Source organism: Chimaeribacter arupi (assembly GCF_002858805.1).
Classification (GTDB): domain Bacteria; phylum Pseudomonadota; class Gammaproteobacteria; order Enterobacterales; family Enterobacteriaceae; genus Chimaeribacter; species Chimaeribacter arupi.
Window position 1 is genome coordinate 38008 of record NZ_PJZI01000028.1, and the last position, 15294, is coordinate 53301.

General features: G+C 58.0%; 14 protein-coding genes and 4 tRNA genes. 12 read left to right on the forward strand and 6 right to left on the reverse strand.

Going from position 1 to position 15294, the window contains the following annotated elements:
• Positions 1–3 precede the first annotated feature (3 nt).
• The 6 genes from wecG (at position 4) to CYR52_RS15920 (ending at position 3064) form a co-directional block, all read left to right on the forward strand.
• Complete coding sequence (gene wecG / locus CYR52_RS15895) at positions 4–744, forward strand: lipopolysaccharide N-acetylmannosaminouronosyltransferase (RefSeq protein ID WP_072931287.1); 741 nt, start codon at positions 4–6, stop codon at positions 742–744.
• Positions 745–1057: 313 nt separating this feature from the next.
• A complete protein-coding gene (thrP, locus tag CYR52_RS15900; protein ID WP_072931288.1) occupies positions 1058–2452 on the forward strand; it encodes a bifunctional threonine/serine APC transporter ThrP in 1395 nt (464 codons plus the stop codon).
• A 143-nt stretch (positions 2453–2595) separates the two neighbouring features.
• Positions 2596–2672: transfer RNA gene (locus tag CYR52_RS15905), tRNA-Arg, on the forward strand.
• 84 nt (positions 2673–2756) lie between these two features.
• Positions 2757–2832, forward strand: a tRNA-His gene (locus CYR52_RS15910).
• A gap of 13 nt (positions 2833–2845) precedes the next feature.
• Positions 2846–2932, forward strand: a tRNA-Leu gene (locus CYR52_RS15915).
• 55 nt (positions 2933–2987) lie between these two features.
• Positions 2988–3064, forward strand: a tRNA-Pro gene (locus CYR52_RS15920).
• 218 nt (positions 3065–3282) lie between these two features.
• Here CYR52_RS15920 and CYR52_RS15925 read toward each other — a convergent pair.
• From CYR52_RS15925 to hemC, 6 genes are all read right to left on the reverse strand, one after another.
• A complete protein-coding gene (locus CYR52_RS15925) occupies positions 3283–3717 on the reverse strand; it encodes a hypothetical protein (RefSeq protein ID WP_101828922.1) in 435 nt (144 codons plus the stop codon).
• The gene (locus CYR52_RS15930) at positions 3695–4090 is read right to left on the reverse strand and encodes a polymorphic toxin type 44 domain-containing protein (protein WP_165699095.1); all 396 of its coding nucleotides are present in this window, start codon (positions 4088–4090) and stop codon (positions 3695–3697) included. Before CYR52_RS15930 ends, CYR52_RS15925 begins: the two co-directional genes overlap by 23 nt.
• Positions 4091–4792: 702 nt before the next feature.
• Entirely contained in the window at positions 4793–5986 is a 1194-nt protein-coding gene (gene hemY, locus CYR52_RS15935) for a protoheme IX biogenesis protein HemY (protein WP_101828924.1), read from the reverse strand.
• Positions 5987–5989: 3 nt separating this feature from the next.
• A complete protein-coding gene (hemX, locus tag CYR52_RS15940; RefSeq protein ID WP_072931292.1) occupies positions 5990–7117 on the reverse strand; it encodes a uroporphyrinogen-III C-methyltransferase in 1128 nt (375 codons plus the stop codon).
• Positions 7118–7139: 22 nt separating this feature from the next.
• Positions 7140–7880, reverse strand: coding sequence for a uroporphyrinogen-III synthase (gene hemD, locus CYR52_RS15945; RefSeq protein WP_072931294.1), 741 nt, complete (start codon positions 7878–7880; stop codon positions 7140–7142).
• The gene (hemC, locus tag CYR52_RS15950; protein WP_072931298.1) at positions 7877–8818 is read right to left on the reverse strand and encodes a hydroxymethylbilane synthase; all 942 of its coding nucleotides are present in this window, start codon (positions 8816–8818) and stop codon (positions 7877–7879) included. Before hemC ends, hemD begins: the two co-directional genes overlap by 4 nt.
• Before the next feature lie 313 nt (positions 8819–9131).
• Here hemC and CYR52_RS15955 point away from each other — a divergent pair, with 313 nt between their 5' ends.
• The 6 genes from CYR52_RS15955 to yigB all read left to right on the forward strand — a co-directional run bounded on the left by CYR52_RS15955 (position 9132) and on the right by yigB (position 15285).
• The gene (locus tag CYR52_RS15955) at positions 9132–11687 is read left to right on the forward strand and encodes a class I adenylate cyclase (RefSeq protein ID WP_101828925.1); all 2556 of its coding nucleotides are present in this window, start codon (positions 9132–9134) and stop codon (positions 11685–11687) included.
• Between the two features lie 159 nt (positions 11688–11846).
• Positions 11847–12044: an LPS translocon maturation chaperone LptM gene (gene lptM / locus CYR52_RS22795; protein ID WP_072931302.1), complete on the forward strand. Its 198-nt coding sequence runs from the start codon at positions 11847–11849 to the stop codon at positions 12042–12044.
• Positions 12045–12120: 76 nt separating this feature from the next.
• On the forward strand, positions 12121–12945 hold the full coding sequence (gene dapF, locus CYR52_RS15965) for a diaminopimelate epimerase (RefSeq protein WP_072931305.1): 825 nt from the start codon (positions 12121–12123) through the stop codon (positions 12943–12945).
• On the forward strand, positions 12942–13646 hold the full coding sequence (locus CYR52_RS15970; protein WP_072931307.1) for a DUF484 domain-containing protein: 705 nt from the start codon (positions 12942–12944) through the stop codon (positions 13644–13646). Before dapF ends, CYR52_RS15970 begins: the two co-directional genes overlap by 4 nt.
• Complete coding sequence (gene xerC / locus CYR52_RS15975) at positions 13643–14569, forward strand: tyrosine recombinase XerC (RefSeq protein WP_101828926.1); 927 nt, start codon at positions 13643–13645, stop codon at positions 14567–14569. Before CYR52_RS15970 ends, xerC begins: the two co-directional genes overlap by 4 nt.
• Positions 14569–15285, forward strand: a complete 717-nt coding sequence (gene yigB, locus CYR52_RS15980; RefSeq protein ID WP_072931311.1) for a 5-amino-6-(5-phospho-D-ribitylamino)uracil phosphatase YigB — start codon at positions 14569–14571, stop codon at positions 15283–15285. Before xerC ends, yigB begins: the two co-directional genes overlap by 1 nt.
• Positions 15286–15294: the final 9 nt, after the last annotated feature.

A 15294-nucleotide genomic window follows, 5' to 3' on the forward strand; every position in this document is an offset into this window, starting at 1 on the left:
TTCATGGACTCATTACGTTCTGTCCCCAAATACACCATCCGTGGCCTGGAGATTTGGGGTTTTAAAAATATGGCGCAGTTTCTCGACCACCTGTTTGCCGGCCGCCAGGTGCGCACCGGCACACTGGTGGCGATTAACGCTGAAAAGGTGCTGGCGACAGAACGCGACGCTGCCCTGCACGCGCTGATCAACGGTGTGGAGTATAAGTACGCCGACGGCATCAGCATTGTGCGCTCTATCCGGCGCAAATACCCTGGGGCGGAGGTGTCGCGCATCGCCGGGGCGGATCTCTGGGAAGCCTTGATGGCGCGCGCCGGGCAGGAGGGCACGCCGGTGTTCCTGATTGGCGGCAAACCGGAGATTCTGGCCCAGACGGAAGAAAAGCTGCGCGCGCAGTGGAACGTCAACATTGTCGGCAGCCAGAACGGCTACTTCACGCCGGAGCAGCGCCAGCCACTGTTCGAGCGGGTAAAAGCCAGCGGCGCGGCCATTGTCACCGTGGCGATGGGCTCACCGCGGCAGGAAGTGCTGATGCGCGACTGCCGGGCGCTCTACCCGCACGCGCTCTATATGGGCGTTGGCGGTACCTACGATGTGTTTACCGGCCATGTAAAGCGTGCGCCGAAATTCTGGCAGAACACCGGGCTGGAGTGGCTCTACCGGCTTCTCCTGCAACCAAGCCGCCTCGGCCGCCAGTTAAAACTGCTGAAATACCTGCGTTACCACTTCACCAACCAACTCTGATTCTGCGTACGCCCTGCACAACAGGGCGTAATTTGCACACTTTTTGCAAAAAAAGCGGTGAGCTTGCTTCAAGGCTTGCACATTCTGGTTTGCTTCTGTTGAGAAAATACGGAACCATAGCGCCCGGTAAAACCCGGCAGGCACCTGCCGGACGGCGGTTGGGCCATTTCTTCCCTATCCTCTTTCTATAGGGAATCCCCGGCACAGTCCGCTTGCCCAGGCAGCGTTCCGCTGCTTTTTTCGGTCTACCACCAAAAAAATAACATTCCGGCCTGTCCGGAAGGCATACACAACACGCGAAAACAGAGGATCTATGGCGAGTCACGAAGAGAAAAAAGGGTTGCACCGGGGGTTGGAGGCGCGGCATATCGAGCTGATTGCCCTCGGCGGCACCATTGGTGTCGGGCTGTTTATGGGGGCGGGCAGTACGCTGAAATGGGCGGGGCCGTCGGTTCTGCTGGCGTACATCGTCGCCGGGCTGTTTGTGTTCTTCATCATGCGCGCGATGGGCGAGATGCTGCACCTGGAGCCGGTCGCCGGTTCGTTTGCCGTCTACGCCCATAAATACCTCAGCCCTTACTTCGGTTACCTGACCGCCTGGAGCTACTGGTTTATGTGGATAGCGGTGGGGATCTCAGAGATAACGGCCGTAGGCGTCTACGTGCAGTACTGGTTCCCTGATTTGCCGCAATGGATACCGGCCCTGGCGGCAATTGCGCTGGTGGCGCTCGCTAACCTGGCTGCGGTGAAGCTCTATGGCGAATTTGAGTTCTGGTTTGCACTGATTAAAGTCACCACCATCATTGTGATGATCGTGGTGGGGCTGGGCGTGATCTTCTTCGGCTTCGGCAACCACGGCCAGGCGCTGGGCTTTGAGAACCTCACCACCCACGGCGGTTTCTTTGCCGGCGGCTGGAAAGGCTTCCTGTTTGCGCTCTGTATTGTTGTGGCGTCCTATCAGGGCGTGGAGCTGGTCGGCATCACTGCCGGCGAAGCCAAAAACCCGCAGGTGACGTTGAAGCGCGCCATTAACAACATCCTGTGGCGCATCCTGATTTTCTACGTCGGCGCGATCTTCGTCATTATCACCATTTTCCCGTGGAATGAGATCGGCACCCACGGCAGCCCGTTTGTACTGACCTTCTCGAAGATTGGGATCACCGCTGCGGCCGGCATCATTAACTTTGTGGTGCTGACGGCGGCGCTCTCCGGCTGCAACAGCGGCATGTACAGCTGTGGGCGTATGCTCTATGCGCTGTCGAAAAACCGCCAGTTGCCGGCGTTCCTGGGCCGCGTCTCGAAAGGCGGCGTGCCGGTGTATGGCATTGCCATCACCATTCTTTGCCTGCTGATTGGCTCCTGCCTGAACTACCTCATCCCGAACCCGGAGAAGGTGTTTGTGTACGTCTACAGCGCCAGTGTGCTGCCGGGCATGGTGCCGTGGTTCGTGGTGCTGATAAGCCAGTTGAAATTCCGTGCGGTGCACCAGCAGGCGCTGAAAACCCATCCGTTTAAGTCGCTGCTGTTCCCTTACGCCAACTACCTGACCATCGCCTTCCTGCTTTGTGTGCTGGTCGGGATGGGAATTAACCCGGATACGCGAATTTCTCTGCTGGTAGGGGGAATTTTTATTGCGGGCGTCTCATTAATTTACTTCAGCACAGGCATGCATAAACGTCAGGATGTGTTGAAAAACAGCGCAGAATAGCAGGGCAGGGGCGGGATTAAAGGCTTTAGCGCTCACTTTTAGGACGAAACGCACAAACTCTAAGCAGACGCGATATTTCTTCTAAAAAAGCACTAGACAGCCCAGCACTAAAGCCGTAATATCCCGCCCCGCAACGGCGCTAAGCGCCCGTAGCTCAGCTGGATAGAGCGCTGCCCTCCGGAGGCAGAGGTCTCAGGTTCGAATCCTGTCGGGCGCACCATTAAGTTTGTGTGCAAGAGCTGCGGTGGACACTTTCTTCGGAAAGAACGTACCGCGTGAAGTGGCAGTAAAGCAGTAAGTGATGGTGGCTATAGCTCAGTTGGTAGAGCCCTGGATTGTGATTCCAGTTGTCGTGGGTTCGAGTCCCATTAGCCACCCCAGATTTGTGGCGATGCGAAGGTGGCGGAATTGGTAGACGCGCTAGCTTCAGGTGTTAGTGTCCTTACGGACGTGAGGGTTCAAGTCCCTCTCTTCGCACCACACAAACAACATCTCAGGATGTTGTTGCAATAAAGAAGACAGTAGAAGTAAAAATCGGCGAGTAGCGCAGCTTGGTAGCGCAACTGGTTTGGGACCAGTGGGTCGGAGGTTCGAATCCTCTCTCGCCGACCACATTCTTATTCGGTTAGTACCTGTTACTAGCGGAATGCATACAGAAACCCGCATGCTCTCTGAGTTTGCGGGTTTTTTGTTGCCCGGTATTTACCGGTTAGCCTGATGGTTTGGGACTACATTTGGGACTATGCGCGCGTAGTCCCATTGTGGCGTAGTCCCATCCTGCGACAACAGGCGGATGATACGGCGACCAAAGCAAAACCCTTCTCTTACATTTACCTAATCTGATAATTAATATGTGCAGTCATGGTCTGATCGGCGTTCTGATAATAAACCTTGCGGCTTAGCGAGAAAACCTCGCCACTGTAGGTGACCTCAACCCGATTTTCATTATCCGCATGTATAGCCGAAATGGTGCCGGTTCCCGACAGAAAAAGCATATCCGCATTGAGATGTTTTACTATCTCGCGCTCGCTGCCTTTAATTTCTTTTCCCAGATAATAGCGGTAGATAATGGGAACCGTTGCCCCGCCATGACGGTTTTCAGTCATATAAAGCCACAATTGATTATTCAGCTTGTAAGTATGCTGTAATTCCTCTTCCGCATCAGAAGCATTGTCTGAATGCATAAACCAACACCCCACGACCAGAATCAACAGCGCCAGAGTGATAAAACCATGTACCCATCTAATAGCCGTGTTGAATGGCATAGGCTATTCCTTCCCGGATGTTTCGCTGATCGGTAGGATCGTCACCGTATGGGGGCTTCCGATACCATTTCCCCCATTCTGGTTTTGATGTTCCCGCACGTATTTGTGCATAACCTGCGCCCATAAGTAACGTTTCTGCGGGTATGCCTGCTGCCGTCCCTGCAGCTCCAAAATTGAAATTTCCAAAAGCCGCCCAGTAAGGGTTGAACTGTTTATAGTCCCAAGGCCCTTTGTTCCTGACTTTTTGATAAAACCAATAATAGGTGCCGGCGGTGGCCATGTTGCGGGACATTCCATGCTGACGAGCTTCCCGCATATTATTATGAATAATTTTTGAGCCCGAAACTGGACCAGATAAGGGGATAGATGCCATAGGCGATAACCTTTTTCTTGGTATGGGTAAAAGCCAACGGTATCAATAACGCCCTGACGGAGGTAGTGTGAATTTAAAGAAATTTGATTTAAATCAATTGGTTATTCTTTATTTCAGATAACCCGATGTTGTTGGAATGTGCAAGTATCCTGCTCTTTTTATCTTTTCCCTGTCATCGCTAGCCATAGAGCAGATAAGCGCTGTCGTTAATCAGTGACATACAGGCCATTGAGTTTAAAGGTAAAATAGAGAAGCCTTTATGAGTGTCGTTACCAGACGACATAACCGGCTGAAAAGAAAAAGCGCCATAATGAATTGTGCCATTCCCTCTTTCCGTTTCATTTTTTAATTTTATTTATAATCAATAGGTTAATATTTTAATTTTGATGAAGATGAAAATTGGCACGCCTTGTGCAATACTCTATACGTAGATGCTCATTCACCCTGTTATGACTGCTTCGGCTTCATAAAACCTGGAATGATGCAGAGCCAATTTCGGTACCTAGTGTCCACCTTATCGATAACGCCTGTTATCACAAAGCGGACATAACGTTGAGTGAGGTACCACCCCCGGTTGTCCTAGACCTGAATTTGCTTGTTTCAACACTTGTCCCGGCGGGCAAGTGTTTTTTTTTGCCTGTACGCCGGCGACAGACGTAAAAAAGGCTCCCGTGGGAGCCTTTTGGTTAATATACAGGGCGATTACTCTTCCGGGCGTTGCAGCGTCAGGTGCAGGCCCTCACGGCGCAGCTGGGCGGCCTCTTCAGGCTTATGCAGCTTGTCCAGCGTGTCTGCCAGCCAGGCATAATCATAGCCGTCCGGGCGCTCTGCCAGCGCAGCACGGAAGCACTCACTCGCCGCCTGCCATTCGCCATGTTTCATCAGCATCTGGCCCAGTGTGCTGTTGAGCAACGGGGTCGCGCCATGCTGTTTGATCTGCTGGCGCAAGACTTTCTGCAGTTGCTCAGGGTTGCCGGATTTCAGGCGCGGCATCAGCAATACCAGGCGCTCATCGTAGTGGCGCTTTAGCCCATCCAGCAGCACTTCCTGCGCCATATCATGATCGTTACAGGCAATCAGGTTTTCCGTCATCGCAATCTGCAAGGCGGTGTCGTGGCGGGTTTTGCGGTTCTGCGCTTTCCACCAGCGTTTCAGGCCGTCGCTGCCCTCTTTTGCCATCGCCTCATTCATCAGGCCAATATAGGCCTGCTCGCGCAGGGTCTGGAGATGAGCATCGTCATAGAGGTGGATTTTCGCCATCGACGGGATAATCTCCAGCAGGGCGTCATAAGCCCCGCTGCGCAGATAAGCCTGTTCCGCCAGCCGCAAGACTTCCGGGTGGCGCGGTGCCTGGCCCACCAGGTTATCCACCCCGTGGCGGGCAGCATGGATTTCACCCTGTGCCAGCTGGATGCGCACGCGGGTGATGTCCACCGGCAGCTGATCGTTATCGGCAATCTCCGCCGCACGTTCTAAATACTGGTTGGTGCGGAAATCATCCCCACGCTGTTGCGCTGCTTCCGCTGCCAGCAGGTAGTTCACCACCGGTTGCTCGGCATGGTCAGCGTGGCGGGTAAGCAGTTTTTCTGCCTGGCGGTGATCGCCTTCCGCCAGTTTCACCAGCGCGGCCTGCGTCTGTTTATGCGCCTTGGAGCGTTTACGCCCGCTGAACCAGCGACGGGTGCGCACACCCGTCCGGAAGATGCGGCGCAGAATCCACTCAATGATAAACAGCGCCACAAACAGCAGCACGGCCATAATCACCAGGCCGGTGACGCTGGTTTCAACGTTATAGTTGTCCGTCTGGATCAGGACGTAGCCCTGGTGCCCGGCCAGCAGCGGCCCGATAATCACGCCGGCAATCAGGATGAGGAACAGCACTAAAACACGAATCATGTTTTAGCCCTCCTGGCTGGCGGCGGCCGGCGCTTGCGCCAGCAGGTTACGGACGCGGGTCTGCATCAGTTTTTCCAGCATCGGCTGGCTTTTCAGTTCCGCAGGCACATCCATCGAAATAGATTGCTGGCTCAGTTCATCCAGGTCATCCAGGAAAGCTTTGGTGGCCGGGTCATTGGCATCAAAGTAAGAGCGCACCCAGCCGGACACCGTCTCCAGTGACTGTTTGTACACCTCGTTCTGGTGGCGCGGCACCGCCTGGGCGGCGACTAACAGACGCGAGCGGATGTTTTCACGCAGGTAAACATCCTGGTTCGGGGCCAGCAGCGGCTCGGCGCTGGTATCACGGCGGCGGATGGTGATGAAATCATCCATAAAATTGTGCCAGCTTTTGGTCAGGTTCTGGCGCCACTCCGACAGCGAGGCCGACAGCGTGCCGCTGTCTTCGTCCATCGGTGAACCGTCAGTGTTGTCGTCTGCCAGCCGCAGGTTATCCACCTGATTCGAGAGCTGGTTTACTTTCAGAATAATGCCGTCGAAATCGACCTGCGATACCACGGACAGGGTGCTGACATCCTCGGTGATGGCACGGCGCACCTCCAGCAGGCTGGGGTCGTTCATGTCTGCCAGGCTGGCGTCGGCGCTTTTCAGCAGGGCAGCAGCGGTGGTGACGTCCTGATCGCTCCAGAGCTTACGCCCGGCCAGCTTGACCAGAAAATCCGCCTGCGCCAGCAGCCAGGTTTTGGCATCACTGCCGGAGATGGTCGCGACTTTCTCCTGCAACTCATTCAACTGACGGCCCAACGCCGCCTGTTGCTGATCGGCGTTTTGCAGCGCGCTGGCCTGCTGTTGCAACAGCGTCCCTTGCTGCTGCTTGTCCTGCTGCTGGCTCTGTTGCAACGCGGTTATCTGCGTACGCAGGGCTTCGTTTTCTGCCAACTGCGCTTTGGTCTGCTGTTGCCCGTGGTAGTAAAGACCGGCGCCCAGCGCGAGCGCCAGCGCAATGGCCACGGCGCCCAGCACCACACCGGTACGGTGCGCGTTGCGGGGTTCAGCATCTGGCTGGAGGGGTGTCTCCACCGCTGGCGTGATGTCATCTTCCGGCGCGGATGGGGTTTTTTGTTCCGTCATGTTGGCACATCCCATAGTCAGGTTATTGTAGCGCGCGGATCAGCGCGTCATTATCGGCATTGTCAGCAACACGGACATCCTGCCAGCCAAGCCGGCGCGCCAGTGTTGCCAGGCGTTCGCTGACCACGACCAGGTTGCAGCGCAGCAACCATGAAGTCCGATAGTAATCAGGAACTAAAGTATAGAGCTGTTGTAACATTTCACCGCTGGTGACGACCAGCCTGCTGACGCCCATGCGTTGCCAGTGGGCGCTCTGTTCACTGCCGTCATAGTGGATTGGGCTGCGCTGATAGCATTCACAGTAACTGACCTCAGCCCCGCGTTCCGCCAGCGTCTGTGCCAGCAGCTCCCGCCCGCCGTTGCCGCGCAGAATCAGCGCTTTCTTACCCGTGACCTGTTGCAGATCGGGCAGGCAGAGCAGGGTTTCACTGGTTTCGCTGCCCGGCGGGTAAGTCACCGGCAGGCTGCTGAGGGTATGCAGTTTCAGGCCGGTGGTACGGCCGATGGCATAATAATGAAGGGCCGGCGGCCAGACGGCACCGCGGAGGGTCAGGGCGTGGTGGGCATAATCCACCACATGCTGCGACAGGACAAATACCAGATCGCCCGGCGAGCACGCCGCCAGCCGATCCGGCAGGGTGGCCACGTCCCGCCCCGGGGTGAACGCAATCAGCGGCGCGTGATACGCGGCCAGGCCACGCTGGCGTAACCGGCTGACCAACTGTTCGCCTGACGGGGAAGGGCGGGTCACCAGGATGGTCATGCAGGCGGGTTCCCCTGATAGACCTCGGCGAGGATCTCACGCGCACCGCGTGAAAGCAGCTCCTCGGCCAGTTCAATGCCCATCTGCTCGGCATCTTCCGCGCTGCCGTGGCGCTCACCGCGCACAATCTGGCTGCCGTCCGGCGCACCGACCAGCGCACGCAGCCAGAGGCGATCGCCTTCCAGCACCGCGTAACTGCCGATCGGTACCTGGCAGCCGCCCTCAAGGCGGGTATTCATCGCCCGTTCCGCGCGGACGCGGATGTCGGTTTCGGTGTGGTTCAGCGGGGCCAGCAGGGCGCGGGTGACGTCGTCGTCCAGCCGGCATTCAATGCCGACTGCACCCTGGCCGACGGCCGGCAGGCACTCTTCCGGCGAGATGGCGTTGCGGATGCGCGACTCCAGCCCCAAACGTTTCAGCCCGGCCACCGCCAGGATGATGGCGTCATACTGGCCGCTGTCGAGTTTTGCAAGGCGGGTGCCGACGTTACCACGCAGATCGCGGACCACCAGATCCGGGCGCATTTCACGCAACTGGCATTGGCGGCGCAGGCTGGACGTGCCGACCACGCTGCCCGGCGGCAGGTGCGCCAGGCTCTCAAAATGCGGGGAGACGAAGGCATCACGCGGGTCATCGCGCTCACAGATCGTCACCAGCCCCAGCCCTTGCGGGAAATCAACCGGCACATCTTTCATCGAATGCACGGCGATGTCCGCGCGGTTTTCCAGCAGGGCCAGCTCCAGCTCTTTGACGAACAGCCCTTTGCCGCCCACTTTCGCCAGCGGCGTATCAAGAATAATGTCGCCGCGTGTCACCATCGGCACCAGCTCGACGCGCAGGCCGGGATGGGCTGCCTCCAGGCAGTGTTGAACGTAGTGAGCCTGCCACAGGGCCAGCGGACTTTGACGGGTGGCAATCCGGATAATTTTGTCTAACATGCTTGTTACCGTTTTACGATTTCGCCCACATCCTACCATCTACCGGGGAAAGCTGTCAGCGGAAGAAGCCCGGTATGCCGGGCAGCGATCGGTCAGAACGGCACGCTCAACAGGTTTTACATGACATGGCGGGTAGAGAGGAGTATACAAAGGGACCAGAATAAGTCTGGTGCTATACTTTCTTTACGGTCAATCAGCAAGGTGTTAAATTGATCACGTTTCCAGCAATTACCTGTCAATTATTCGTCTAAAACAGAGACAGGGTGGAAATCGGGGATTTTCAAAGACACTGGGATAAATCAGGCGAAACGTCTTGTACCTCTACATTGAGACACTCAAGCAGAGACTGGATGCGATCAACCAACTGCGTGTCGATCGCGCCCTGGCGGCCACCGGGCCGGTTTTCCAACAGGTCTACAGTCTGCTGCCGATCTTATTGCATTATCACCACCCTCTGATGCCCGGCTACCTTGAAGGCAGCGTTCCATGCGGCATTTGCCTGTTCACGCCTGATGAAAAGCAATCGCGTTATCTTGCTGATTTAGAAGAAAAAATCGGCAAACCGCTGGACAAGACCCCCCACGGCGAGTTGCCGGTCACCGCGCTGTACTCCATGGGCAGCACCTCCTCGATCGGCCAGAGCGACAGTTCAGACCTCGACATCTGGGTGTGCCACCAATCCTGGCTCGACCCGGAAGAGCGCCAGCGCCTGCAACAAAAATGCAGCCTGCTGGAGTCCTGGGCCGCCGATCTGGGCGTTGAAGTCAGCTTCTTCCTGATTGATGAGAACCGCTTCCGCCATAATGAGAGCGGCAGCCTGGGCGGCGAGGATTGTGGTTCTACCCAACATATTCTGTTGCTGGATGAGTTCTACCGCAGTGCGGTACGGCTGGCCGGCAAACGTATTCTGTGGAACATGGTGCCGTGCGAGGAAGAGGGCAATTATGACGACTACGTCATGTCGCTCTATGCGCAGGGCGCGCTGACGCCAAATGAGTGGCTGGATCTCGGCGGCCTGAGCACGCTGTCAGCGGAGGAGTATTTCGGTGCCAGCTTGTGGCAGCTCTATAAAAGCATCGACTCGCCCTACAAGGCGGTGCTGAAAACCCTGCTGCTGGAAGCCTACTCCTGGGAATACCCGGACACCCAACTGCTGGCGATGGACATCAAACGTCGCCTGCACGGCGGGGAGATTGTCTCCTTCGGGCTGGACGCCTACTGCATGATGCTGGACCGCGTGACCCGCTACCTGACGGCGATTGAGGATGAAACCCGCCTCGATCTGGTGCGCCGCTGCTTCTACCTGAAAGTGTGCGAAAAGCTGTCACAGGGGCGCGAGTGTGTGGGCTGGCGGCGTGAAATCCTGGTACAGCTGGTGCAGGAGTGGGGCTGGAGCAGCGAGAAGCTGGCGATCCTGGACAACCGCAACAACTGGAAAATCGGCCGGGTACGTGAGGCACACAACGAGTTGCTGGACGCGATGATGCAGAGCTACCGCAACCTGATCCGTTTCGCCCGCCGCAATAATTTAAGCGTCAGCGCCAGCCCGCAGGACATCGGCGTGCTGACCCGTAAACTCTACGCCGCCTTTGAGGCGCTGCCGGGCAAAGTGACGCTGGTGAACCCGCAGATTTCGCCGGACCTGTCAGAAAACGATCTGACCTTTATCCATGTCCCGGTGGGCCGGGCCAACCGCACTGGCTGGTATCTCTATAACCAGGCCCCGTCAATGGACGCCATCATCAGCCATCAGCCGCTGGAATATAACCGCTACCTGAACAAGCTGGTGGCCTGGGCCTATTTCAACGGGTTGCTGACGCCGCGCACCCGCCTGCATATTAAAGGCGGCAGCCTGTGTGACATCGCCAAATTGCAGGAACTGGTAGCGGATGTGTCGCACCATTTCCCGCTGCGCCTGCCGGCCCCGACGCCGAAAGCGCTCTACAGCCCGTGTGAGATCCGCCATCTGGCGATTATCGTGAACCTTGAGCACGACCCGACCGCGGCGTTCCGCAACCAGGTGGTGCATTTTGATTTCCGCAAACTCGACGTGTTCAGCTTTGGCCAGCAGCAGCAGTGCCTGGTGGGCAGCATTGACCTGCTCTACCGCAACTCCTGGAATGAGGTGCGGACGCTGCATTTCAGCGGTGAACAGGCGGTGCTGGAAGCGCTGAAAACCATCCTCGGCAAAATGCATCAGGACGCCGCCCCGCCGGAATCGGTGGAGGTCTTCTGCTACAGCCAGCACCTGCGCGGGCTTATCCGCACGCGCCTGCAACAACTGGTGTCCGAGTGCATTGAGCTGCGTCTCTCCAGTACCCGGCAGGAGCCGGGGCGCTTCAAGGCGGTGCGGGTGTCCGGCCAGACCTGGGGGCTGTTCTTTGAGCGTTTAAGCGTGTCGGTGCAGAAGCTGGAGAACGCGGTGGAGTTTTACGGCGCCATCTCCAACAACAAACTGCACGGCCTGTCGGTGAAGATGGAATCCGATCAGGTGCACCTGCCGGCGGTGGTGGATGGCTACGCCAGCGAAGGCATTATCCAGTTCTTCTTTGAAGACTCGCCGGACGACCGCGGCTTTAATATCTATATTCTGGATGAGTCGAACCGGATAGAGGTGTTCCACCATTGTGAAGGCAGCAAAGAGGAGCTGGTGAAAGATGTCAGCCGCTTCTACTCCTCCTCCCATGACCGCTTCACCTATGGCTCCAGCTTCATTAACTTCAATCTGCCGCAGTTTTACCAGATCGTGGTGCTTGAGGGGCGCAAGCAGGTGATCCCGTTCCGCAGCAAGGCGCTTACGGCGCTGAACCTGGCCGTCAACAACGACGCCTTGCCGCAATCACTGAAGCAGTTTTACCAGCTGCATTAATGCCTGACACCGCTCTGGAAAAGGGTCCGGCTTGCCGGGCCCTTTTTTATGGTGCGCCCGCCATCGCATTGCCGCGGCTCCGATGCAATTCCTATTGCTTTTCATGATCCACCTGCGATTATAGAGAGCTTGGACGCACGAAACACAGGCATCAATCGCATGAAAAAACAATTACGCTGGGCGCTGGCTGCGGTCGCGTTGCTGGGGCTTTCCGGCTGTGGTCTGAAAGGCCCGCTCTATTTCCCCCCGGCGGAAAAACCAAAGGTCTCTACCGCACCGTCCGACTCCGGTGACGTGCAGAAAAACCAACAATCAACGTCCGGTACGCAGAGCACCTCATCGTCTGCCGGTATGTAACAGGGTAGCCCAGGCAGGCGCGGCCTGTCAGGCACACCCGGCGTCCGGAATTCGCCGGCAGTAAGCGGAGTATGATATGCAGTTCTCCAAAATGCATGGGCTGGGCAACGACTTCATGGTTGTCGATGCCGTCACACAGAACGTCTATTTCTCGCCCGACCTGATCCGGCGGCTGGCCGATCGCCACACCGGTGTCGGCTTTGACCAGCTGTTAATCGTCGAACCGCCCTACGACCCGGAACTGGATTTTCATTACCGCATCTTTAATGCGGACGGCAGTGAAGTGGCCCAGTGCGGCAACGGCGCCCGCTGTTTTGCCCGCTTTGTGCGCCTGAAAGGGCTGACCAACAAACGCGACATCCGCGTCAGTACCCAGACCGGCCGCATGGTGCTGAGCGTCACGGAAAATGACGACGTCTGCGTCAACATGGGCGAGCCGAATTTCGAGCCGCAAGGCGTGCCGTTCCGCGCCGCCAAAGCAGAAAAAACCTATATCCTGCGCGCTGCGGAGAAAACTATCCTGTGCGGCGTGGTGTCGATGGGTAACCCGCACTGCGTGCTTCAGGTGGACGATGTGCTGACCGCTGACGTGGAAACCCTGGGGCCGGTGCTGGAAAGCCATGACCGCTTCCCGGAGCGGGTGAACGTCGGCTTTATGCAGGTGGTCAGCCGCGATCACATCAAACTGCGTGTGTTTGAGCGCGGCGCGGGGGAAACCCAGGCCTGCGGCAGCGGTGCCTGTGCGGCAGCGGCCGTCGGCATTTTGCAGGAGCTGCTCACCGAGAGCGTGCTGGTGGAGTTGCCGGGCGGCAACCTGAACATCCGCTGGAAAGGGCCGGGCCATCCGCTGTTTATGACCGGGCCGGCCACCCATGTTTATGACGGATTCATTCATTTATGAGCAATGCAGACGATCAGGCGACCGCCGTCGCTGACCTTAACGATGAGCGGGTGATGCACTATCTGCTGCAACATCCTGATTTCTTTATCCGCAATGCGCGCCGTGTGGAACAGATGCGCGTGCCGCACCCGGTGCGCGGGTCGGTGTCACTGGTGGAGTGGCAGCTTGGCCGCCAGCGCAACCAGATCCGCCATCTGGAAGAGGAGATCACCCTGCTGATGGAACAGGCCACGGTGAATGAGTCACTGTTTGGCCGCCTGATCCAGCTCCAGGCCGATCTGGCCGGGGCGGAAAGTTTGCAGGACATGCTCGACAGGTTGCACCGCTGGGCGCGCAGCCTCGGGCTGGCGGGCGCGCATGTGCGCCTCTTCTCTGACAGCTGGAAGCTCGGCGCACCGTCGCACTTTACCCACCTCGGGCTGACACGCATGGCGTTCGATGCGTTCCGCATTCCGCGGATGGGCGAGGATAACCACTTCCTCGGCAGCCTGACCGGCCCGGAATTGTTACTGCTGTTGCCGCAGGCGAAGCAGGTCGGTTCGGTTGCGCTGTCGCTGATGGGGGAGCAGGGCGAACTGGGGATGCTGATTTTCAGCAGCCGCGACCCGCACCACTATCACACCGGCATGGGCACCGTGATGCTTGACCAGCTGGCGCGTATGTTGCCCGGCCTGCTGGCGCGCTGGGTGGAACGCGCATGACCGTAAACGCGGGCGGCACCCGGTTTCCGGCACTCAGCGAACCGGTGGCGCACTTTCTGCGGTTCCTGAAAAACGAACGGCAGCTCAGCCCGCTGACCATTAAAAGCTACGGCCATGAACTTGAGGTGCTGGTGGAGATGGCCGCCAAAGCCGGGGTGCAGGCGTGGCCGCAGCTTGACCCGGCGCGCGTGCGGTCACTGGCCGCCAACAGCAAACGCAGCGGCCTGAAAGCCGCCAGCCTGGCGTTGCGGATGTCCGCGTTGCGCAGTTTCCTGGACTGGATGGTGAGCCAGGGCGCGTTACCGGCCAACCCCGCCAAAGGCATTTCCACACCGCGTGCGGCGCGCCATCTGCCGAAAAACATGGACGTGGACGAAGTCGATAAACTGCTCTCCATCGACATCAATGACCCGCTGGCGATCCGCGATCGGGCGATGCTGGAGATCATGTACGGTGCCGGGCTGCGTCTGGCAGAGACGGTAGGCATCGACTGCCGCCACGTTGACCGCGCCGGCGGGGAAGTGTGGGTGCTCGGCAAAGGCAGCAAAGAGCGCAAAGTGCCGATTGGCAGCACCGCGTTGCTGTGGCTGGAGAAGTGGCTGGCGCTGCGTGACCAGTTCGGCCCCTCGGATGACGCGCTGTTCCTGTCAAAACAGGGGAAACGCATCTCGGCGCGCAATGTGCAGAAACGCTTTGCCGAGTGGGGCATCAAACAGGGGGTGAACAGCCATATCCACCCGCATAAATTGCGCCACTCGTTTGCCACGCATATGCTGGAGTCGAGCGGCGATCTGCGTGCGGTGCAGGAATTGCTCGGCCACGCCAACCTCTCCACCACCCAGATCTATACGCACCTCGACTTCCAGCATCTGGCATCGGTGTATGATGCCGCGCACCCGCGAGCCAAACGAGGAAAATCCTGATGATCGTCTACCGTCCGTTACAGACCCTTTCGGCCCTCACGTTCGATCTGGATGACACGTTGTATGACAACGCGCCGGTGATCCGCCGTACCGAGCTGGAGTCGATGAACTTCCTGCGCGGTTACCATCCGCTGCTGGCGGAAGTGGAATCCGGCCACTTCCAGCAGTTGCGCGCCGAATTGCGGCAACAGGACCCGGAAATCTACCATGACGTCACCCAATGGCGCTGGCGGGCGGTGCACCTGGGGCTGACCCGGCTGGGGCTGAGCGACGCAGAAGCCTCACAGGGCGCAGACGAGGCGATGGCGCACTTCGCCCAATGGCGCAGCCGCATTGAGGTGCCGCAGGAGACGCACGATACCCTGAAGGCGCTGGCGGCGCGCTGGCCGCTGGTGGCGGTCACCAACGGCAACGCCGACCCGGCAGCGTTCGGGCTGAGTGACTATTTTGAGTGTGTATTGCGATCCGGCCCGCACGGCCGCGCCAAACCCTATGAAGACATGTACCACCTGGCGGCGCGCCAGCTCAATCTGCCGCTGCATGAAATCCTGCATGTCGGCGATGACCTCACCACCGACGTGGCCGGATCGGTACGCTGCGGGATGCAATCCTGCTGGATTAACCTGCGCGAAGGCAATCTGATGAAAATCCGTGACGCGCGCTTATTGCCCCATATCGAGATTTCGCGGTTGGCTTCGCTGACAGCATTGTTATAATCCTCTGCG

Bases quoted from the DNA above. Each gene is read 5' to 3' on its own strand.
- wecG (WP_072931287.1), top strand. From the start codon at position 4: ATGGACTCATTACGTTCTGTCCCCAAATACACCATCCGTGGCCTGGAG.
- hemX (WP_072931292.1), bottom strand. From the start codon at position 7,117: ATGACGGAACAAAAAACCCCATCCGCGCCGGAAGATGACATCACGCCA.
- CYR52_RS15970 (WP_072931307.1), top strand. From the start codon at position 12,942: ATGAGCAATGCAGACGATCAGGCGACCGCCGTCGCTGACCTTAACGAT.
- CYR52_RS15930 (WP_165699095.1), bottom strand. From the start codon at position 4,090: ATGGCATCTATCCCCTTATCTGGTCCAGTTTCGGGCTCAAAAATTATT.
- hemC (WP_072931298.1), bottom strand. From the start codon at position 8,818: ATGTTAGACAAAATTATCCGGATTGCCACCCGTCAAAGTCCGCTGGCC.
- CYR52_RS15925 (WP_101828922.1), bottom strand. From the start codon at position 3,717: ATGCCATTCAACACGGCTATTAGATGGGTACATGGTTTTATCACTCTG.
- xerC (WP_101828926.1), top strand. From the start codon at position 13,643: ATGACCGTAAACGCGGGCGGCACCCGGTTTCCGGCACTCAGCGAACCG.
- hemY (WP_101828924.1), bottom strand. From the start codon at position 5,986: ATGATTCGTGTTTTAGTGCTGTTCCTCATCCTGATTGCCGGCGTGATT.
- lptM (WP_072931302.1), top strand. From the start codon at position 11,847: ATGAAAAAACAATTACGCTGGGCGCTGGCTGCGGTCGCGTTGCTGGGG.
- thrP (WP_072931288.1), top strand. From the start codon at position 1,058: ATGGCGAGTCACGAAGAGAAAAAAGGGTTGCACCGGGGGTTGGAGGCG.
- yigB (WP_072931311.1), top strand. From the start codon at position 14,569: ATGATCGTCTACCGTCCGTTACAGACCCTTTCGGCCCTCACGTTCGAT.
- hemD (WP_072931294.1), bottom strand. From the start codon at position 7,880: ATGACCATCCTGGTGACCCGCCCTTCCCCGTCAGGCGAACAGTTGGTC.
- dapF (WP_072931305.1), top strand. From the start codon at position 12,121: ATGCAGTTCTCCAAAATGCATGGGCTGGGCAACGACTTCATGGTTGTC.